Origin of the sequence: Flavobacterium stagni (assembly GCF_004122105.1) — a bacterium.
GTDB lineage: Bacteria > Bacteroidota > Bacteroidia > Flavobacteriales > Flavobacteriaceae > Flavobacterium > Flavobacterium stagni.
In genome coordinates this window covers 886,052-905,661 of the sequence record NZ_SBKN01000001.1, presented here as the reverse complement: position 1 = coordinate 905,661, position 19,610 = coordinate 886,052, and the positions used below count along the sequence as shown (strand labels likewise).

Here is a 19,610-nt window from a genome sequence, read left to right as displayed (position 1 = left end):
CCTTTTTATACATTTGTCGCACAACAAACCAACCGAATGAGAAATGTATTAATCATAGGAGCTGGACGTTCGGCTTCCTCTTTAATCAAATACTTGTTGGAGAAATCTGATGACCAACAATTACACGTAACTATTGGCGATTTATCCTTGGAATTAGCCCAACGCAAAACAAATAACCATCCCAATGCGACAGCGATTCAATTGGATATTCAAAACCAAGAACAACGCCAATCTGAAGTCGCAAAAGCCGACATTGTCATTTCCATGTTGCCTGCCCACATGCACATCGAAGTGGCTAAAGACTGTATTCTATTCAAAAAACACATGGTTACCGCTTCCTATATATCGGATGCGATGCAAGCCTTAGATACCGAAGCTAAAGCAAACCACCTTATTTTCATGAATGAAATCGGACTCGATCCTGGAATCGACCACATGAGTGCGATGAAAGTGATAGACGAAATCCGTGAAAAAGGCGGGAAAATGCTTTTATTCGAGTCGTTTTGTGGTGGCTTAGTAGCGCCTGAATCGGATACTAATCTTTGGAATTATAAATTTACTTGGGCGCCTCGTAATGTGGTTTTGGCTGGACAAGGTGGTGCTGCCAAATTCATTCAAGAAGGCAAATATAAATACATTCCATATAATCGATTGTTCCGTCGTACCGAATTTTTACATGTTGAAGGCTATGGAAAATTCGAAGCATATGCCAATCGGGATTCTTTAAAATACCGCAGTGTTTATGGATTGGATGATGTTCTGACCTTGTATCGTGGCACGATTCGTCGTGTAGGTTATTCGCGTGCTTGGAATATGTTTGTGCAATTAGGAATGACTGATGATACGTACGTGATCGAAAATTCGGAGCACATGAGTTACCGCGATTTTGTGAATTCGTTCCTACCCTATCACCCAACCGACTCCGTTGAAATCAAAATGCGTTTGCAATTGGGCATCGAGCAAGATGATGTGATGTGGGATAAATTGATCGAATTGGATTTGTTTAATGGGTCGAAAAAAGTCGGACTACCGAATGCTACGCCTGCGCAGATTCTCGAACATATTTTAAATGAGAAATGGGCTTTAGCTCCCGAAGATAAAGACATGATTGTGATGTACCACAAATTTGGGTATTCACTCAATGGAAAAGAAGAGCAAATTGATTCCAAAATGGTGTGTATTGGAGATGACCAAACCTATACCGCCATGGCGAAAACGGTGGGTTTACCGGTGGCTATGGCTACACTCCAAATTTTAAATGGAAAAATCACCACGCCTGGTGTGCAATTGCCGATTCGTAAAGAAGTGTACGAACCTATTTTAGCTGAATTGGAGGAATATGGGGTTATTTTTAAAGAAACAACCTTGCCGTACATTGGCTATAACCCTGATAAAATTACACAAGCTGTATAAAAAGAAAAGCGCCTGATTGAAAACCAAAAAAATCAGGCGCTTAAAAAAACAAACAGGGATTTTATTATTTTTTCTCTTTTTTAGGAGTTGCAGCTTTGGCTTCTTTTTTCACCTCAGCTTTGGCTTCTTTTTTAGCTTCTTTTTTCTCAGCTTTTACCTCTTTTTTAGGTTTTTCAGCTGCTGCTTTTGTTTGTTGTGCTGAAACTGTTCCTCCGATTGCGAAAGTTGCCAAAGCAACCATCATTACTACTTTTTTCATGATTTCTATTTTTTTGAATTAATAATTGTTTTCTGCCTTTCGACATAACAAAGTTGGCCAGACTATCTTTAAAGCGACTTAAGTCCGACTTAATAAAAACTTAATTCATTTATTAATTAAAAAAAGGATTAAACCGAATCATTTCAATTGCTGTTTACAACAAGATGTGTATTTTTGCTTAAACTATTTTCAAAATGAAAATAAATCAGCTACAAATTGAAATTGACGGGATTGACAAAGAGATTCTGCGTCAATTGATGGAAGATGCGCGAAAACCGATTTTACAGATTGCGCATAGCATCGGAATTTCGGGTGCGGCCATTCACCAACGACTAAAAAAATTGGAAGAAGCCCAGGTGATTTCAGGTTCAAAATTCATCATCAATACCAAAGTCTTGGGCTACCGAACCATGGCATTTGTAGGCATCTATTTGGACAAAGCATCCAGCAACTCAGAAGCAGTGCGGGAACTACGGAAAATCCCAGAAGTGTTGGAATGCCACTATACGACTGGGAATTGGAGTATTTTGGTAAAAATCATCTGTAAAGACAACGAACATTTGATGCAACTCCTCAATAAAAAAATCCAACCCATCGATGGCGTTTCGCGTACCGAAACTTTTATTTCTTTAGAACAACAAATCGAACGACAAATTCAACTCTAATGGCACTAAAATACACCAAAGAAAATATCGCCTTAGGCTTTTATATCCTCTATTTTTTAACCGCGGGAATTTGTTTCGAACTCTTTCCTGGGGATACAGAAAACCCGAATATGGGCATTGCCTTGATGTATTTATTCATCCCTATTAGTTTGGTGTATTTCATGGTTCATTTGGTCAAACAACTTTTTGGTAAAGGCAATTACACCAAATGTATCTTGATTCACGGAGTAGCTTGGGTAGCGTTGTTCGTACTCTTATTTGCTTTTTCTTCCGCAAAAAAATAAATCCGTGAAGCATTCACCCCACGGATTTCATTCGTTTATTTCAAATCAATTCATTGACACATTGACTCACCTGCCTACCGGCAGGCAGGTCGACTCATTATTCACGCTCCCGACTGCCCATGAAAATCGATACATAATACAACAGTGTGGCAATCGATCCAATAGCAGCCACTAAATACGTTCGAGCCGCCCATTTCAAAGCGTCTTCCGCTCCTGCATATTCCGCTTGATTTACCATTCGTTTGTCTTTTAGCCAAGCTAATGCACGGTTACTCGCGTCATATTCTACTGGCAATGTAATGATGGAAAATAAGGTGGTAGCCGCAAATAAAACGATTCCGATAAACAATAAGGAAGGAAAGACTTTTATCATTAAAATGCCGCCCAACAACACCCATTGCACAATATTAGATGCAAAGGAAACCACGGGAACTAACTGCGAACGCATGGTTAACCATTGATAGCCTTTGGCGTGTTGCACGGCATGCCCACATTCGTGTGCGGCTACTGCCGCTGCTGCTGCATTCCGCTGGTTGTAAACACCTTCACTTAAATTCACCGTTTTATCCGCTGGATTGTAATGGTCCGTGAGCATCCCGGGCGTCGAAATTACTTTTACATCGTAAATTCCGTTGTCGTGCAACATCTGTTCGGCAATTTCTTTTCCGCTCATGCCGTTTTGCAAATACAATTTGGAGTAATGTTCAAATTTGCTTTTCAGCGTACTACTCACCAACCAACTGGCACCCATTATCAATAGGGCCAATAACATATAACCTGATCCCATTTTTTTAATTAATTTTTTTAAACTTCGTCAAAATATATGCCGTACGTAAAACGGTGACAAGTTGGCAGAAAAAAATCCGTGAAGCATACACCCCACGGATTTCTAATTTATTGATAAATCGGCTCACCTACCTATCGGCAGGCAGGTTTCCACATCGACACATTGGCTCATTGACTCATCGGCACATGAATTACCCCACCAAGTTGATAATTTTCCCAGGGACAATAATCACTTTATTTGGTGTACGCCCTTGCAATTGCTGCTGTGTACGTTCATCCGCCATCACAATTGCTTCGATTTCAGCTACGGATAAATCCAAAGGTAATTTAATGGTAAAACGCATTTTTCCATTGAACGAAACCGGATATTCTTTTTCACTTTCTACCAAATATTTGGCTTCAAATTGAGGAAAAGCAACGGTGGCTATCGAACCCTCATGACCCAATTGATTCCATAATTCTTCCGCGATATGTGGTGCGTAGGGCGAAATCAACACCGCTAAAGGTTCGAGAATCGCACGGTGACGGCATTTTTGTTGCGCCAATTCATTCACACAAATCATAAACTGCGACACCGAAGTATTGAAGGAGAAGTTCTCGATATCTTCCGTTACTTTCTTAATCGTTTTATGTAAGGTTTTGTACATATCAGCTGTAGGTTCGTCGTTTACCACAACCAAACCGTTGTCGTCAAAATACAAACGCCATAATTTTTTTAAGAAACCGTACACACCCGTAATTCCGGCAGTATTCCAAGGTTTGGCTTGTTCTAGTGGACCCAAGAACATCTCATACAAACGCAAGGTATCAGCACCGTATTCGTTACAAATGTCGTCGGGGTTGACCACATTGTATTTGGACTTGGACATTTTTTCCACTTCGCGACCTACGATGTATTTGCCGTCTTCTAAGATAAATTCCGCATTCACATAATCAGAGTATAACGGATGTGCTTTAAATTTTTCAATATCCAATTCGTTGGTAATATCATTGATTACCGACAAATCGACGTGGATGGGATGTACGTTTAATCCAGCAATTAGTCCTTTAGAATATAATGTTTTTGAATCTTCTGAACGATACACAAACGCACTCATTCCCAAAATCATTCCTTGGTTGATCAACTTTTTGAACGGTTCTTCGGTGGGTGCAAATCCGCGGTCTTTCAAGAATTTGTTCCAAAAACGGGCATACAACAAGTGTCCTGTAGCATGTTCGCTACCGCCAATGTACAAATCGACATTTTGCCAATACTGTATCGCGTTTTCAGAAGCAAACTCGGATTCGTTTTGCGCATCCATATAGCGCATCCAGTACCACGAACTTCCAGCCCAACCCGGCATGGTATTTAATTCTAAAGGAAAAACAGTTACGTTATCTATGAACTGATTACTAACCACCGCACACTGCTTTGTATCCCATGCCCAAGTGGTCGCATTGCCTAAGGGCGGCTGACCGTCTTCCGTCGGTAAATATTTCTCTACTTCGGGCAATACGATGGGTAAATGTTGGGTGTCGATCATTTGCGGCAAGCCATTCACATAATATACGGGAAAAGGTTCGCCCCAATAGCGCTGACGCGAAAAAACGGCATCGCGCAAACGGTAATTCACTTTAGCTTTACCGGCTCCGATTTTTTCCAATTCCTCGATGGCTTTTTGGGTACCCGCTTTATAATCCAATCCGTTTAGGAAATCGGAAGCTACCAATTCAAACCCACTTTTCTCTGCAAAAGCAGCTTCAGAAATATCTTGGTTGAAAATATTTTTGATTTCGGGCATGCCCAAGGTTCCTTTAAAATAGTTGGCAAACGCATAATCGCGTTCGTCGCCACACGGAACCGCCATTACAGCTCCGGTTCCATATCCGGCCAACACATAATCCCCAATCCAAACCGGAATGGGTTCTTTGGTAAACGGATGTTCGGCATACGCCCCAGTAAACACCCCTGAAATGGTTTTCACATCGGCCATACGTTCACGTTCCGAACGTTTTGCAGTAGCTTCAATGTAGGCCTCTACCGCTGCTTTTTGTTCAGGAGTAGTGATTTGTGGAACCAACTCGTGTTCGGGTGCCAAGGTCATAAACGTGACTCCAAAAATGGTATCAGGACGCGTTGTAAATACTTCTATTTGAAACTTGGAACCTGAAACTTGAAACTTCACTGAAGCTCCAACGGATTTTCCAATCCAGTTGCGTTGCGATTCTTTCAAGGATTCGGTCCAATCAATGGTTTCCAAGCCTTCCAACAAACGCTCAGCGTAAGCCGAAATACGCATGGACCATTGGGTCATTTTTTTGCGAATTACCGGATGACCACCCCGTTCTGAAACGCCATTTACGATTTCGTCATTCGCCAAAACGGTTCCTAGAGCCGGACACCAGTTCACTTCAGTTTCTGCCAAATAGGTCAGACGGTATTTCAACAACAAACGTGCTTTTTTATCTTCAGAAAATGCGTTCCATTCGTTGGCTGAAAAAACAAACACATCGTCATCACAAGCAACATTGACGGCAGCATTTCCTTCTTTTTCAAAAATTGCCACCAAATTAGCGATTGGCAATGCTTGATTCGCATCATAACAATAGTAGGATTCAAACAACTGAATGAAAATCCACTGCGTCCATTTGTAATACTCCGGATTGGAGGTGCGCACTTCGCGATCCCAATCGAAGGAAAATCCGATTTTATCCAACTGTTCGCGATAACGCGCAATATTTTCACGGGTTGTTTTCTCTGGATGTTGTCCTGTTTGGATGGCATATTGCTCGGCAGGTAACCCAAAAGAATCATAGCCTTGCGGATGCAACACATTAAACCCTTGATGGCGTTTATAACGGGCAACAATATCCGAGGCAATATACCCTAGCGGATGCCCCACATGCAATCCCGCACCAGAAGGATACGGAAACATATCCAACACATAATATTTGGGTTTTTCGGAGGAATTGGAGGCAGCAAACGTGTGGTTATCGGCCCAATATTTTTGCCATCTGGCTTCAATTTGTTCGTGAAAATATTTCATGATGCGTTACAAAATAGTCTTTGGTCCTGAAATCCGCGACAAACCACGGATTTTCAGGCGGTTTTTAAAAATTAAGCGCAAATTTACACGATAATTGTAAGAAGAGAAAACTTTGTGCGTTATTAAGGGTAAAATGATTTTCTTTTTTATTTTTACGGCGTAAAACAAACTCTATGGCATCTTCTTTCGATAAGTATCAAAAGCGCAGATTAATTTCTTCCTATTTTTCGGTGGTGTTGAGTGTATTCTTAGTGTTGTTCTTGTTGGGCGCCTTGGGATTATTCATCATCAATTCCAAGCGATTATCTGACAACTTCAAGGAAGATATTGTGATGACGGTTTTCTTTAAAAATGAAGCCAACGACACCGTTTTTAAAGCATTTGAAGAAGAAATCAAAGCTGGAAAATATGCGAAAGACTTCAAATTTGTTCCCAAAGAAGAAGCTGCAAAAATGCACAAAGAAATTGTTGGCGAAGACTTCATGCAGTTTTTAGGAATGAATCCGTTGCAGAATTCATACGACATTCACTTGAAAGCGGAATACGTTTCAAATCCTGGCTTTGCCAATATGGAACGCGCCATTCGCAAAAACACCTTTGTCGCTGATGTGGTATACGATAAACAATTGATCACTTTGGTCAACGACAACATCAAAAAAATCAGTTTTTGGGTGTTGATCGTTACGGGTGTCTTGATGGTGATTTCGGTATTGTTAATTAACAGTTCGATGCGCCTCTCAATTTACGCCAACCGATTTATCATTAAAACCATGCAAATGGTGGGCGCTACCAAGTCGTTTATTCGTCGCCCTTTCATTTTGCGCAGTATGTTGTTGGGATTGATCGGCGGAATTTTAGCGGTAGTTACTTTAGTTATCGTTCTACTCAACATTGAAACGGCTTACCCGGGATTGGATATTTTTAACCAAATTGAACTTACCGTTTTGGTCTTAGTAGCCGTACTTGGTATGAGTATTTTGATTACTTGGATCAGCACTTATTTTGCGACGCAACGCTTTTTAAATTTACGAACAGACGATTTATACTAAAAGGAAATAAACATGAGTAACAACGAACAAAAACCGGATTTCCTTTTTGGAAAAGAAAATTATAAATTCTTATTGATTGGATTGGGCGTTATCGCTTTGGGCTTCATTCTAATGTCGGGAAGCAGCAACAACAATCCTGAGGTTTGGAATGCAGACATCATGAGTTTCCGTCGTATTCGTTTGGCACCTACAGTAGTGTTAATCGGGTTTGGTATTACCATTTATTCTATTTTCCGCAAAGGAAAAGGAGAAGCTTAATTCAAGTACTTTACCTATTTAATTCATGGATTTACTTCAAGCCTTGTGGATTGCCATCGTAGAAGGATTAACCGAATATTTACCGGTTTCTTCAACGGCACACATGATTTTTACCAGTTCCTTTTTTGGTATTCAAGAAGATGATTTTGTAAAACTCTTTCAAGTGGCGATTCAATTTGGCGCTATATTAGCCGTAGTCGTATTGTATTGGCGCAAATTCTTTGATTTTAAACGAATTCATTTTTACCTCAAATTAGCGATTGCGGTTGTTCCCGCATTGGTCTTGGGCAAATTGTTTGATGATAAAATTGACGCCGTTTTAGGAAATCCCATTCCGATTGCGATTGTATTAATCGTGGGCGGCTTCATTCTATTGTTTATCGATTCCCGTTTTCAAAACCCGACCATTTCCTCTGAAGAAGACATTACGGTAAAAAAAGGGTTTTTCATCGGATTGTGGCAATGCTTAGCCATGATGCCCGGAACGAGTCGGTCAGCAGCCTCGATTATAGGTGGCATGCAACAAGGTTTGACACGCGCTGCAGCCGCTGAATTTTCGTTTTTCTTGGCCGTTCCCACCATGTTGGCTGTGACAACGTACTCTATTTTCTTAAAGACTTACGAGCATTCGGGTTTAAAAGGCTATGAATTGTTAACCCAACACAGTGAAAACCTAAAACTGTTTTTAATTGGGAATGCAGTCGCTTTTGTGGTGGCTATTTTGGCTATTAAGTTTTTTATTGGCATCATCAAAAAATACGGCTTTAAACCCTGGGGTTACTACCGAATCATTGCTGGAACCGTATTGTTGTTATACTTCACTTTAGGAAAATAATGAGTTTACCCGCTGAAGCCTACAAAGAAGGACAAATCCTTTTGATTGACAAACCCCTAACCTGGAGTTCGTTTCAAGCGGTGAATAAAATCAAATACGCTTTAAAACGCAAATACCAATTTCCAAAAACCTTTAAAATTGGTCATGCGGGTACGCTGGATCCACTAGCTACGGGCTTGCTGATCATTTGCACTGGAAAATTCACCAAAAAAATCCCTGAAATTCAAGGGCAAACCAAAGAATATACAGGAACGATAACCGTAGGCTCAACGACACCTTCGTATGATTTAGAAACCGAAGTTGACGCCACTTTTCCCACAGCACATATTACAGAGGAATTGATTCGTGCAACTGCTCAAACCTTTGAAGGGGAAATCATGCAAAAGCCACCCGTTTTTTCAGCCATAAAAAAAGATGGGAAACGTTTGTATGAACATGCCCGTGCAGGAGAAGAAGTTGAAATTGAAGCGCGAAAAACGACCATTTACGAATTTGAAATCACGCGCATTGATTTGCCAGAAATTGATTTTCGGGTGACGTGTAGCAAAGGCACCTACATTCGCTCCTTGGCCTACGATTTCGGAAAAGCGTTACAATCGGGAGGGCATTTAACGGCTTTACGTCGGACCAAAATTGGGGATTTTGACGTAACCAATGGTATCACGCCGATAGCCTTTGAAGAACAATTATAAAAAAAGGACTTGTTTCCAAATCCTTTCTTTGTTTATGCTATGGAAAGTTTGAGTAACTCCATAATTTCATTTTGAATACTGACCCCTTTATCCTGTAAATACCACTTTTGCAACTCCGTTTTGGCGGTTTCATCGACCACACCGTGTGTTGCTTTGTAATCGAGAATAAGCTGTTTTGCTCCTTGAGGACGTGGCCCAAAATCACCGATTACTTCACCAGAAACTTTGTCAATAATAATCAGCTTCGGAATTGAACGGGTTCCATTGGTCAAAAACAAATCCATTACCGCCGGATGTTCGTCCCGTAAGATAACACGCAACTCTATTTTATCCGTATGCGATGCCATTTTATCCAAAACAGGCAATACCTGAGCGGCATCTCCACACCAGGTTTCGGCTAAAACCACCCAAAGAAAATCGGTGGCTAACTGTTTTAATTGTTGAGCAACTTCTGGCGTTAATTGCATTGTTTTGTCTAAACGGTGCATGCGTGCTTCGTTCAAATGCGTGTAATGAATATAGGCTTCTGTGGATTCGCCCGTGGTTTTACCTTCTTGTGCGTAGGTTTGCATCAAGTTTCGATATTCTTGATAGGAATAACTCGATTGTAAACTGTTTTCAATGATTGGGTTCATGGGTTTAGTTAATTTGTTTGTACAAAGGTAGTTCTTTTAGTACATTTGGTAAGTAACCTTTATTACACGCCTATGTCAATTTTTCAAGCGCAACGCATTGGTTTTGTACTTTCTGGTGGAGGAACCAAGGGATTGGCCCATGCTGGTGCACTTCAATATTTAGAAGAACAAGGCATTCGTCCGGCTGTGATCTCGGGAACTAGTGCGGGTTCTATCGTGGGAGCACTTTATGCTTGGGGGAAAAAACCCGAGGAAATTCTCGATTTCTTCAAGTCGATTTATTTTTTTCATTGGACCCATTTCACCCTAAAAAAACCCGGATTGATTGATTCCAATTCGTTTAAAAAATATTTTGAAGCGCTATTTGGAAATGCTTTAATTCAAGATTCTCAGATTCCGCTTTATATTACAGCAACCGACCTGGTTAAAGGCGAATTGAAAATATTTGAATCGGAAGTTCCCCTCGCCGATGCCGTGCTCGCTTCTTCTGCCTTTCCGGGGGTGATTTCTCCTCATATAATCAACGGCACCATGTACAGTGATGGCGGCATTCTCAATCATTTTCCAGCTGATATTCTCGCAGACGAATGCGATTTTATCATTGGCATTTATGTGAGTCCGATTGAAAAAATAGAAGCCCATCAGTTGCGTTCCATCAAAGCGGTAACTACGCGAGCTTTTGACTTGCTCTATGCGCACACGCACATGCAAAAGTTTGGTAATTGTGATTTGGTCATCGAACCCGAGGCTTTATGCAATTATAGTACCTTTGAAACCAACAAATCCAAGATGGATGAAATTTTCCAAATAGGCTATGATGAAGCAAAAAAACGATTCACTGCCCAGTTTGGATAATTTTTTTCGCCTCACTTTTTCTACGAGAGAATATCTCTATATTTGCAATGCAAAAATTGAAACAACAGAACTACCATTATGAAATACAATCGAATTCTTTTAAAACTAAGCGGTGAAGCACTTATGGGTGACCGTCAATACGGCATTGACCCGAAACGTTTAGCTGAATACGCGGATGAAATCAAACAAGTCCACGATCAAGGAGTACAAATTGCGATTGTTATTGGAGGTGGAAATATTTTCAGAGGTGTAGCGGGAGCCAGCAATGGAATGGATCGTGTGCAGGGAGATTATATGGGAATGTTGGCGACGGTGATTAACGGTATGGCGTTGCAAGGTGCTTTGGAAGACAAAGGCATGCAAACCCGCTTACAAACTGCCTTGAAAATTGAATCGATCGCGGAACCGTATATCAAACGAAGAGCGGTACGCCATTTGGAAAAAGGGCGTATTGTGATTTTTGGTGCGGGAACAGGAAATCCGTATTTCACTACAGATACTGCTGCGGTTTTACGCGGTGTGGAAGTGGATGCCGACGTAATTTTAAAAGGAACGCGTGTGGACGGTGTCTACACTGCCGACCCAGAAAAAGATAAAAATGCAATTAAATTCGATACCATCACCTTTGAAGATGTATTGAAAAAAGGCTTGAATGTAATGGACACTACAGCCTTTACTTTGAGTCAAGAAAATGAATTGCCTATTGTGGTTTTTGACATGAATAAAGAAGGAAATCTTTTGAAAATTTGTCAAGGCGAAAACGTAGGAACTGTAGTTAAAATTTAATCGTAGCTAAACAAATAAACTCATGGAAGATATTGAATTGATTCTGGAAGAAGCGAAAGATGCAATGAACGCATCAGTGGCGCACCTTGAAAAATCGTTTTTAAATATTCGTGCAGGAAAAGCTTCTCCTCAAATGTTGGGAAGTGTTTTCGTTGACTATTACGGTTCGATGACTCCACTTTCTCAAGTTGCTAACATCAATGTGCCGGATGCACGTACATTGACCATTCAACCGTATGAAAAAAGCATGTTGACCCCGATTGAAAAAGCGATTTTGATGGCTAATATCGGTTTCAACCCAATGAATAATGGTGATGTAATCATCATTAGCGTTCCGCCTTTGACCGAAGAACGTCGTCGTGATTTGGTAAAACAAGCGAAAAATGAAGCGGAAGATGCAAAAATTGGTATTCGCAACCACCGAAAAGATGCCAATACGGAAATCAAAAAATTAGAAAAAGACGGTGTTTCTGAAGACTTGTGTAAAAAAGCAGAAGACGATGTTCAGAAATTAACGGATAATTTCATCAAAAAAATCGAAGAACATTTGGCAGTAAAAGAAGCCGAAATCATGAAAGTGTAAGTTTTTCGTTAAACTATACAAAATCCGTCAACGGGAATTCCTTGACGGATTTTTTTATTTCTACCTTTGTCATTCTTACAAAAGCCAATAAGCAACATGAAAAAGAGTTGGATACTCGGGTTATTTTTTCTCACCCAAATTCTTTTTGCCCAAAAAATCATGCACGGTCAAGTGATTGACTATGACACGACGATTCCTATTGCTTTTGCTAAAATCAATTACAACAATAAAATACTGTACACCAATTGGGAAGGCCGATTCACCGTTGACATCAAAGATGAAAGCAAACCCATCAATGTGAGCTACAAAGGTTACCACGACAAAAGCCATTACTTGAGCGTGGGCGCCAAATACATCATCATCAAAATGGTTTCGGACAATTCACAAGCCAACCAAGAAATGTATACCGACAACCAAACCAACTTGGTGATTAAAAAGGTGATTGAAAGTCGGAACCAAAACCAACCCGAGAAAGTACTCAACACCTACGAATACAAGAATTACGAGCATTTATTGGTAACGGCAAATCCCGATTCGATTGCTTCAAAAATTGACACAACCTATAAATCGCGTTGGTTTGGCAAGCCCAAACTCGTCTTGGATTCCACCAATTATAAATTCAAAAAATTAGTTGAAAAACAGCACATTTACCAAACGGAGAAGGTCAACTTAATTCAACACAGTAAATACGGTACAAAGGAAACGGTTTTGGCTTCGCGCATGGCCGGGTTTAAAAAACCGTTGTATGAATATTTGGGCCTGAATTTGGTTTCCTATTCGTTGTATGAAAACCATTTGGACATCTTGGAAGTTTCGGTTCAAAATCCGGTTTCCAATGCAGGGCGAAGAATGTTTGTTTTCAAAATGATCGACACTGTTAAAATTCAGGATCGAAAAGTCTACCGCATCTATTTTCAACCAAAAAAATTAAACTCCAACAAACTTCGTGGATTATTATACATTGATGCCGAGAATTTTGCCATTGCGAAAGCTTTTTATCGTGTTTATGGTGTGGTCAATATCAATGCGACCTTTAGTTTTAATTACCTAAAAAAACACCAGATTTGGTTTCCCGAAAAGCGAACGTTTACCGTTGTAAAGGGCAACAATACAGAAGATTTAAAAATCTTTGGTGGAACCATCAAATTCAATTCCAGCATTGAAGGTTTGGGACAGAATGCCTCGGACCGCATGTATTTGAAATTGGAATCCAAACCGTATGATGTCAAAATCAATGAGAATGTCATCATCAAACAACCCGCCATTCGCATTGAAGTTCCAGAATCGAGCATGAGTAAGCCCGAAGGCTATTGGCGTAATTTTCAACGGGACTCAATCGACCGAAGAAAAGCGCCTACTTATATCAACATTGACAGTTTATCGGCCGCGGAGAAAATCGAGCACAAAATCTTTTTAGGAAAGAAAATATTTAACGGCTATTTACCGGTAAGCTTTTTTGATATTGATTTGCGAACCTTGTTGAAGTATAACAATTACGAAGGATTTCGATTTGGGATTGGCGGGGTGACCAATGATAAATTATCTGAAAAATACCGTTTAGGAGCTTATGTTGCATATGGATTAAAAGACAATGGATGGAAATACCAACTGACACCCTCGTTGCTTTTGGACAAAGAGACAACCACTTGGGTTTCGGCTTCGTACACCGATGATGTCGCCGAAATTGGTCAGATTCAATTTGCAACACAAAGCCGTCGCTTTAAAATTTACGATCCGCGACCGATCAATATTTCGACTTTTTACAACCATAAAACGGCCAATGCTTTTATAGAAAGCAAATACATTCCCAAGACTGAAATGTATTTTGGTTTGTCGCGAAGTGCTGTAAAACCGCTGTTTGATTATACGTATGTTCGGGGAACTGAAGCGTTAACCGATTACAACCTCACCACAGCGCAGTTTGCGATACAATGGAATCCGTTTAGTTCGTACATGCAAACTTCAACGGGACGATTGGAAATCGACAAACGTTTTCCAAAATTTGCCTTACAACTCACCCAGTCGTTCAATCATTTATTGGGTTCCGATTTTAGTTATTCCAAAGTAGATTTTCGTATTACGCACGAGATTAAATATCTATCCGGACACGAAACGGCTTTCATTCTTCAAAGCGGTTTGGTTTTTGGAGAAGCACCACTGACGCATTTGTACAGTATTGCGCCTAACAACTTAAATAAAGACGCTCTTTTAAAACGCATTACTTTCGCAGGGAAATACAGTTTTGAAACGATGTTTTTCAATGAATTTTTCTCCAGTCGGTATGTGAGTTTGCAAGCGCGACACACGTTTAACAAAGTCAAATTGGCCTATAAAATCAAACCCGAAATTTCGGTAGTATCCCGCGTGGCATTTGGTACTATGGAAAACCAAAACCGCCATATTGGATTTACCTATAAAACGATGGAAAAAGGCTATTTTGAAAGCGGTATCGAAGTTAACCAACTCTTCAAAGGCTTTGGTGTAACCTTTTTCACCCGTTACGGTCCGTATGGATTGCCAAAATTTGAGGACAATCTTTCGTTGAAAATCAGTTATGTATTAGACCTCGGTTTTTAAGGTTTAATGATTAATGTAGACGGTGCCGTACTCAACCATAACGTTTGAGCATCGACGAGTTGTTTCCAACTTTCCAATGAAATAACCATTAAATCTTGATGCGCCATAAATCCGGCTTTGATGTCACCTTCTGCTATGACTGCTACTTTATCAGGGAACTTTTGTTGCAAACCATTAACCGCTTGTTCTACCACAAAATGGGTATTTAAATGATTGTTGGTATCTAACAACGTCACTTTGGCATTGCTGTTTACGATTAATTTTTGGGCGTAATCCAGCAAAAAGACATCTTCCGTGACTACAATGGGTAAAAACACTTCGTTGACTTGGTTTAATTCTTTGTCGACCAAAATTCCCAACGGCTTTTTACTTTTGGAAATAATCAAACGGGTACGATCATCAAAAGGGGAATTGTCAAACAATCCTTCTTTTCCTGTAAACTTATCCAACAAACGATCGGGATTGATGATGCGCGTAGTGAATCCGAGTACTTTCCCTAGCAATGAACCTTCGAAGATGGATTTTCCTAGTCCGACCAAAACCAAATCAAAGTTACCTTCCGCGGCAATTTCAGAAATGTCATTTTCGATATCGACGGTTGACTTTAAAATGGGCGTAATTTCTTGATTGAGTTCTTGGGATTCTGCAAGAATCGGCGCAAAGGTTTCTTGTTCGTATTCTTCCAAATTATAGGAATGGATTTCATCGCTTAACGACAAGTGCAAAGCCGTAATATTGGTGTTTTCTTTTTGTTTTTTGACCAAACTATGGGCCAATCGCAATAACGATTTCCCTTTTTCATTGTTCCCAAAAGAGATTAAAATTTTGAATTTACCATCACCAATACTCTCCTTGGGAAGAATGGCTTCTTTTCGTTTAAAAATAAAATTAATAATGTCAATTGCGGGTCCAGTCATGAACGTGGTCACCAAGGCCATAATCACCATCATGGTAAATACTTCTGAAGACAACACACCCAAATCATACCCGATATTAAGCACGACCAATTCCATCAATCCGCGCGTATTCATCAACGCCCCGATGGTAAGACTGTCGCGCCAATTTTGGCCTACAAATTTGGCCGCCAACGCCGAACCTACAAATTTACCAGCCACCGCCACTAAAATGATGTAACCCGTAATACGCATGAGTTCAGGATCGCTAATCAACCCGATTTGGGTACGCAACCCCGTAAACACAAAGAACAAAGGAAGCAAAAGGATTAACGATACATCCTCTACTTTTTCTATAAAAATATTTCGAAACTTGGTGTTATCCGGCATGATGGCACCCGTCATAAATGCCCCAAATAGCGCATGAATCCCAATAATTTCTGTCATGTAAGCCGATACAATTAACGTCAACAAAAAGATGGCCACAACGGGTTTACTTAAATCGCTGCGGTTGGCATACAAATCCCCTACTTTTTTCAAGAAAGGTTTGACGATAAACAACATCATCAACACGTATAAAGTCGCACAACCGATGACGTAGAGCGAACTCATAAATGTTCCTGCTTTGACAATCGCAATAACGGCGGCTAATAAACACCAAGCGGTAATATCATCGGCGGCAGCACAAGTGATTACTATGGTTCCCAAACGTGTTTTATGAATGCCGCGTTCTTGAACGATACGGGCTAAAACAGGAAATGCAGTGATACTCATGGCGATCCCCATGAACAAGCTGAAGGCTAAAAATTCGACACCCTCGGGAGCGAACTTATGATAAATGAAATACGACAAACCAATCCCCAAGGCAAATGGAATTACGATGCTCGCATGACTGATTACCACAGCGTCATTGGCTTTATTTTTTAACACTTTTAAGTCCAATTCCATTCCGATCACAAACATGAAAAGAATCAAACCGATCTGACTCAAAAACTGTAAATTTCCGAGTGATTCTGTTGGAAAAAGCAATGCGGAATATTCCGGCAAGTACATCCCCACCACTGAAGGTCCTAAAAATATACCCGCTATAATTTCACCAATAACGGTCGGTTGTCCAATCTTTCGAAATATCCAACCAAAAAAGCGAGCTACGATAATAATTGTGATGATTTGAAGGAGTAAAATCGCCAAAGGATGCTTCAAATTATGAATCATCGAATCCAAAAACTGATTGAACAAGGTGTCTTTGGAGGCATTGGAAACAATATGACGTCCAAGCTCAAGATCTTTCCCTTTGGTAACAATCCAAAAAATCAGAGCCGTAAAGCCTCCTGTGACTCCCAAGTAAAAAAGTGCATTTTTTAGATTTTTCATGAATTTGAAAATTGAAGCGGTTTGTTTTACAAATATGGGAATTTCTTCAGCAATTTCTGTTAGTGAATCGCTAAATTTATCCGTTTGCAGTGCCTCCCTATTTCAATTCCATTTTCTGACAAAAGATTCTAAGGTTACCCTTTTGTTTTCAGCGGTTTTCACTACCTTTGCGCACCTTTTTGAGCCTATGAAAAAATTACTCGGAATCGGTTTTTGGGAATTGATTGCTCGAATCATTCTTCGCAACCGCATCGCGTTCATTGCTGGCATCGTACTCATTACAGTAGGATTGGCACTGCAATGGAAGAATATTCGCTTTTCCAATACCGAAGCCAATTTAATTCCTTCCGATGACCAAGTCAATGTGGATTACAACCAATTTTTGAAGGTTTTTGGAGAAGAAGGAAACCTGGTAGTCATTGGCACAAAAGATCCCAAACTTTTCACGCCCAAAGTTTTTAAGGCATACAACGCCTTAATACAAAACTTGGCCAAAGACAAAGAAGTGGGCTTAGTTTTATCCGTTGATAATTTAAAAATTTTACAGAAAAACGATTCGCTGCAAACCTTTGAATTGGTTCCTTTTGTCGATTCAACAAAAATTGCCGATGCCAACTATTTGCAATCTGTACGTAAAGATCTACTAAACAAACTGCCGTTTTACAGCGGTTTGTTATACAACAAACACAAAACAGCAGTGCGCTCTGCGGTCTATTTGAATAAAAAAATCGTCAATACCAAAGCGCGAAAAGAATATATTCTCGGTCGTTTTACGGATAAAATCAAAGCCTTTGAACAAGCAAATGGTGTGGATTTACGGGTTTCTGGAATGCCGTATATTCGTTCCTACAATTCCAAAACCATCACTGACGAAATTGGATTGTTCATTGGGGCGGCTTTACTGATTACTTCACTTATATTCTTTTTCTTCTTTCGATCGTTCCGTGCGACGTTAATTTCGATGATTGTTGTAATTATCGGCGTAATGTGGTCCTTCGGAATCATGGGAGGAATGGGGTATGAAATTACGGTGTTGACTGCATTGGTGCCCACATTAATGATCGTAATTGGGATTCCCAATTGTATTTTCTTTATCAATAAATACCACCAGGAATACTACAAACACGCCAACAAAGCCAAAGCGTTACAACGGGTAATTACCAAAACTGGGACCGCCACGTTGATGACCAACATTACCACAGCGGTTGGATTTGCTACGTTTATTGCCACGAACAATGTATTGCTTCAAGAATTTGGTGTACTCACAACCATCAACATCATAGCCGTTTATGTGCTGAGTTTGTTGTTGATCCCGATTTTCTTCAGTTATATTCCGGCACCGATTCCAAGACATTTGGGTCACCTTGAACGCGAATACCTCACCGGATTTTTCGTTTGGATCATCAATACGGTTAAATACAACCGTTTGGGCGTGTATATCGTTTCCTTAATCTTATTGATTTTCGGAATTATTGGGATTTACGAAATCAAAATTTCGGGAAGTATCATTGAGGATATGCCGAAGAAAACCGACTTCTTCACTGACATTCGCTTTTTTGAAAAGGAATTCGATGGTGTCATGCCGTTGGAAATCATGATTGATACCAAAAAGAAAAACGGAGCGCTGAAAGGCACCAATCTTCGTCGCATGGAAGAGTTGGAAGAAACCATCACCGACATTCCCGATCTTTCGCAACCCTTATCGATAGTGAGTGTGGCCAAATATGCCAAACAAGCCTATTACAATGGCAACCCTGAATACTTCCAATTACCCTCTTCACAAGAGGAATTGTTTATTGCTTCTTACATAAAAAATACTGCCAAAGGCAAAAACGCCAATCTCTTCAAAAGTTATCTAAGCGATGACAAATCCATTGCGCGAATTACCACCTTTATCAAGGATGAAAATGGTGAAAAAATGCCATGGATCGAACAGCAAATTCGTCAAAAAGCCGACAAGCTTTTCCCAAAAGAGCGCTACAATGTGGTCATCACGGGACGTTCTTCGGTATTTCAAAAAGGAACCAATTATTTGTTAGACAACTTATTATCTTCCTTGTTGTTTGCTTTTTTCATTACCGGCGGATTAGTTGCCATCATGTTCCGTTCCTTCAAAATGGTATTGGTTTCAATTATTCCAAACCTTCTTCCCTTATTGATGACGGCAGGCTTGATGGGCTTCCTCGGCATTCCGTTAAAACCTTCTACCCTTTTGGTTTTTGGAATTGCGTTTGGAATGTCGGTCGACGATACCTTGCGCTTTTTAGCCCAATACCGATTGGAATTGTCGCGAAACGATTGGAAAATTAAAAAGTCGGTTTTTGCAACCTTTGACGATGCGGGAATCAGTATGTTCTACACTTCCATCGTATTGTTCTTCGGGTTCTCGGTATTCATGTTGTCGAGTTTTGGCGGGACAGTGGCGTTAGGAGGATTAGTGGCCATTACCTTGTGTTTCGGAATGTTATCGAATTTGGTTTTATTACCGTCTTTGGTACTTTCGCTCAATAAATCACTCGCTAATAAACAAGAATTTATAGAACCCACCATTGACATTTTGGAGCATACCGATGAAGAATTGGATGCGCTGGAAAAAAACGAGAATTAAATTATATTTGCAGTAGCAGAAAATCAAGATAA

The 19,610-nt window shown here is 40.2% G+C and carries 17 protein-coding genes; 12 read left to right on the top strand and 5 right to left on the bottom strand.

The window, feature by feature from the left end; genetic code table 11:
- The first annotated feature begins 36 nt into the window (after window positions 1-36).
- Window positions 37-1,413 (top strand): saccharopine dehydrogenase family protein, encoded by a 1,377-nt coding sequence (locus EQG61_RS03920; RefSeq protein ID WP_129460580.1) that lies wholly within the window; start codon window positions 37-39, stop codon window positions 1,411-1,413.
- Between the two features lie 64 nt (window positions 1,414-1,477).
- Here the strand turns inward: EQG61_RS03920 and EQG61_RS13860 are convergent, their stop codons facing one another.
- The gene (locus EQG61_RS13860; RefSeq protein WP_206733869.1) at window positions 1,478-1,672 is read right to left on the bottom strand and encodes a hypothetical protein; all 195 of its coding nucleotides are present in this window, start codon (window positions 1,670-1,672) and stop codon (window positions 1,478-1,480) included.
- 194 nt (window positions 1,673-1,866) lie between these two features.
- On the opposite strand from EQG61_RS13860, the gene EQG61_RS03910 reads away from it, so the two are divergent.
- Both EQG61_RS03910 and EQG61_RS03905 read left to right on the top strand, forming a co-directional pair.
- Window positions 1,867-2,337: an Lrp/AsnC family transcriptional regulator gene (locus EQG61_RS03910; protein ID WP_129460579.1), complete on the top strand. Its 471-nt coding sequence runs from the start codon at window positions 1,867-1,869 to the stop codon at window positions 2,335-2,337.
- Window positions 2,337-2,621 carry a hypothetical protein gene (locus tag EQG61_RS03905; RefSeq protein WP_129460578.1) on the top strand — a complete coding sequence of 95 codons (285 nt, stop codon included), beginning with the start codon at window positions 2,337-2,339 and terminating at the stop codon, window positions 2,619-2,621. Before EQG61_RS03910 ends, EQG61_RS03905 begins: the two co-directional genes overlap by 1 nt.
- Window positions 2,622-2,718: 97 nt before the next feature.
- Here EQG61_RS03905 and EQG61_RS03900 read toward each other — a convergent pair whose 3' ends face one another.
- On the bottom strand, window positions 2,719-3,408 hold the full coding sequence (locus EQG61_RS03900) for a zinc metallopeptidase (protein WP_129460577.1): 690 nt from the start codon (window positions 3,406-3,408) through the stop codon (window positions 2,719-2,721).
- 190 nt (window positions 3,409-3,598) lie between these two features.
- Window positions 3,599-6,433, bottom strand: coding sequence for a leucine--tRNA ligase (gene leuS, locus EQG61_RS03895; protein ID WP_129460576.1), 2,835 nt, complete (start codon window positions 6,431-6,433; stop codon window positions 3,599-3,601).
- Between the two features lie 173 nt (window positions 6,434-6,606).
- Between leuS and EQG61_RS03890 the strand changes: the two genes are divergently transcribed.
- Genes EQG61_RS03890 through truB form a run of 4 tightly spaced genes read left to right on the top strand, consistent with a single transcriptional unit; the run spans window position 6,607 to window position 9,267 of the window.
- On the top strand, window positions 6,607-7,482 hold the full coding sequence (locus tag EQG61_RS03890; protein ID WP_129460575.1) for a cell division protein FtsX: 876 nt from the start codon (window positions 6,607-6,609) through the stop codon (window positions 7,480-7,482).
- A gap of 12 nt (window positions 7,483-7,494) precedes the next feature.
- Window positions 7,495-7,740 carry a DUF3098 domain-containing protein gene (locus EQG61_RS03885; RefSeq protein ID WP_129460574.1) on the top strand — a complete coding sequence of 82 codons (246 nt, stop codon included), beginning with the start codon at window positions 7,495-7,497 and terminating at the stop codon, window positions 7,738-7,740.
- 25 nt (window positions 7,741-7,765) lie between these two features.
- Entirely contained in the window at window positions 7,766-8,575 is an 810-nt protein-coding gene (locus EQG61_RS03880; RefSeq protein WP_129460573.1) for an undecaprenyl-diphosphate phosphatase, read from the top strand.
- On the top strand, window positions 8,575-9,267 hold the full coding sequence (truB, locus tag EQG61_RS03875; RefSeq protein ID WP_129460572.1) for a tRNA pseudouridine(55) synthase TruB: 693 nt from the start codon (window positions 8,575-8,577) through the stop codon (window positions 9,265-9,267). The genes EQG61_RS03880 and truB overlap by 1 nt, the downstream gene beginning before the upstream one ends.
- Before the next feature lie 32 nt (window positions 9,268-9,299).
- Here truB and EQG61_RS03870 read toward each other — a convergent pair whose 3' ends face one another.
- Complete coding sequence (locus tag EQG61_RS03870; RefSeq protein ID WP_129460571.1) at window positions 9,300-9,902, bottom strand: thioredoxin family protein; 603 nt, start codon at window positions 9,900-9,902, stop codon at window positions 9,300-9,302.
- 72 nt (window positions 9,903-9,974) lie between these two features.
- On the opposite strand from EQG61_RS03870, the gene EQG61_RS03865 reads away from it, so the two are divergent.
- The 4 genes from EQG61_RS03865 (at window position 9,975) to EQG61_RS03850 (ending at window position 14,703) form a co-directional block, all read left to right on the top strand.
- Window positions 9,975-10,757 carry a patatin-like phospholipase family protein gene (locus EQG61_RS03865; protein WP_129460570.1) on the top strand — a complete coding sequence of 261 codons (783 nt, stop codon included), beginning with the start codon at window positions 9,975-9,977 and terminating at the stop codon, window positions 10,755-10,757.
- 78 nt (window positions 10,758-10,835) lie between these two features.
- Window positions 10,836-11,543 carry a UMP kinase gene (gene pyrH / locus EQG61_RS03860; protein ID WP_129460569.1) on the top strand — a complete coding sequence of 236 codons (708 nt, stop codon included), beginning with the start codon at window positions 10,836-10,838 and terminating at the stop codon, window positions 11,541-11,543.
- A gap of 22 nt (window positions 11,544-11,565) precedes the next feature.
- On the top strand, window positions 11,566-12,126 hold the full coding sequence (gene frr / locus EQG61_RS03855) for a ribosome recycling factor (protein ID WP_129460568.1): 561 nt from the start codon (window positions 11,566-11,568) through the stop codon (window positions 12,124-12,126).
- A 96-nt stretch (window positions 12,127-12,222) separates the two neighbouring features.
- A complete protein-coding gene (locus EQG61_RS03850; RefSeq protein ID WP_129460567.1) occupies window positions 12,223-14,703 on the top strand; it encodes a DUF5686 family protein in 2,481 nt (826 codons plus the stop codon).
- On the opposite strand, the gene EQG61_RS03845 is transcribed toward EQG61_RS03850, so the two are convergent.
- The gene (locus EQG61_RS03845; RefSeq protein WP_129460566.1) at window positions 14,700-16,970 is read right to left on the bottom strand and encodes a cation:proton antiporter domain-containing protein; all 2,271 of its coding nucleotides are present in this window, start codon (window positions 16,968-16,970) and stop codon (window positions 14,700-14,702) included. The two genes, EQG61_RS03850 and EQG61_RS03845, sit on opposite strands and share 4 nt — an antisense overlap.
- A 187-nt stretch (window positions 16,971-17,157) precedes the next feature.
- Here EQG61_RS03845 and EQG61_RS03840 point away from each other — a divergent pair, with 187 nt between their 5' ends.
- A complete protein-coding gene (locus EQG61_RS03840; protein WP_129460565.1) occupies window positions 17,158-19,578 on the top strand; it encodes an efflux RND transporter permease subunit in 2,421 nt (806 codons plus the stop codon).
- The last annotated feature ends 32 nt before the right edge of the window (window positions 19,579-19,610 follow it).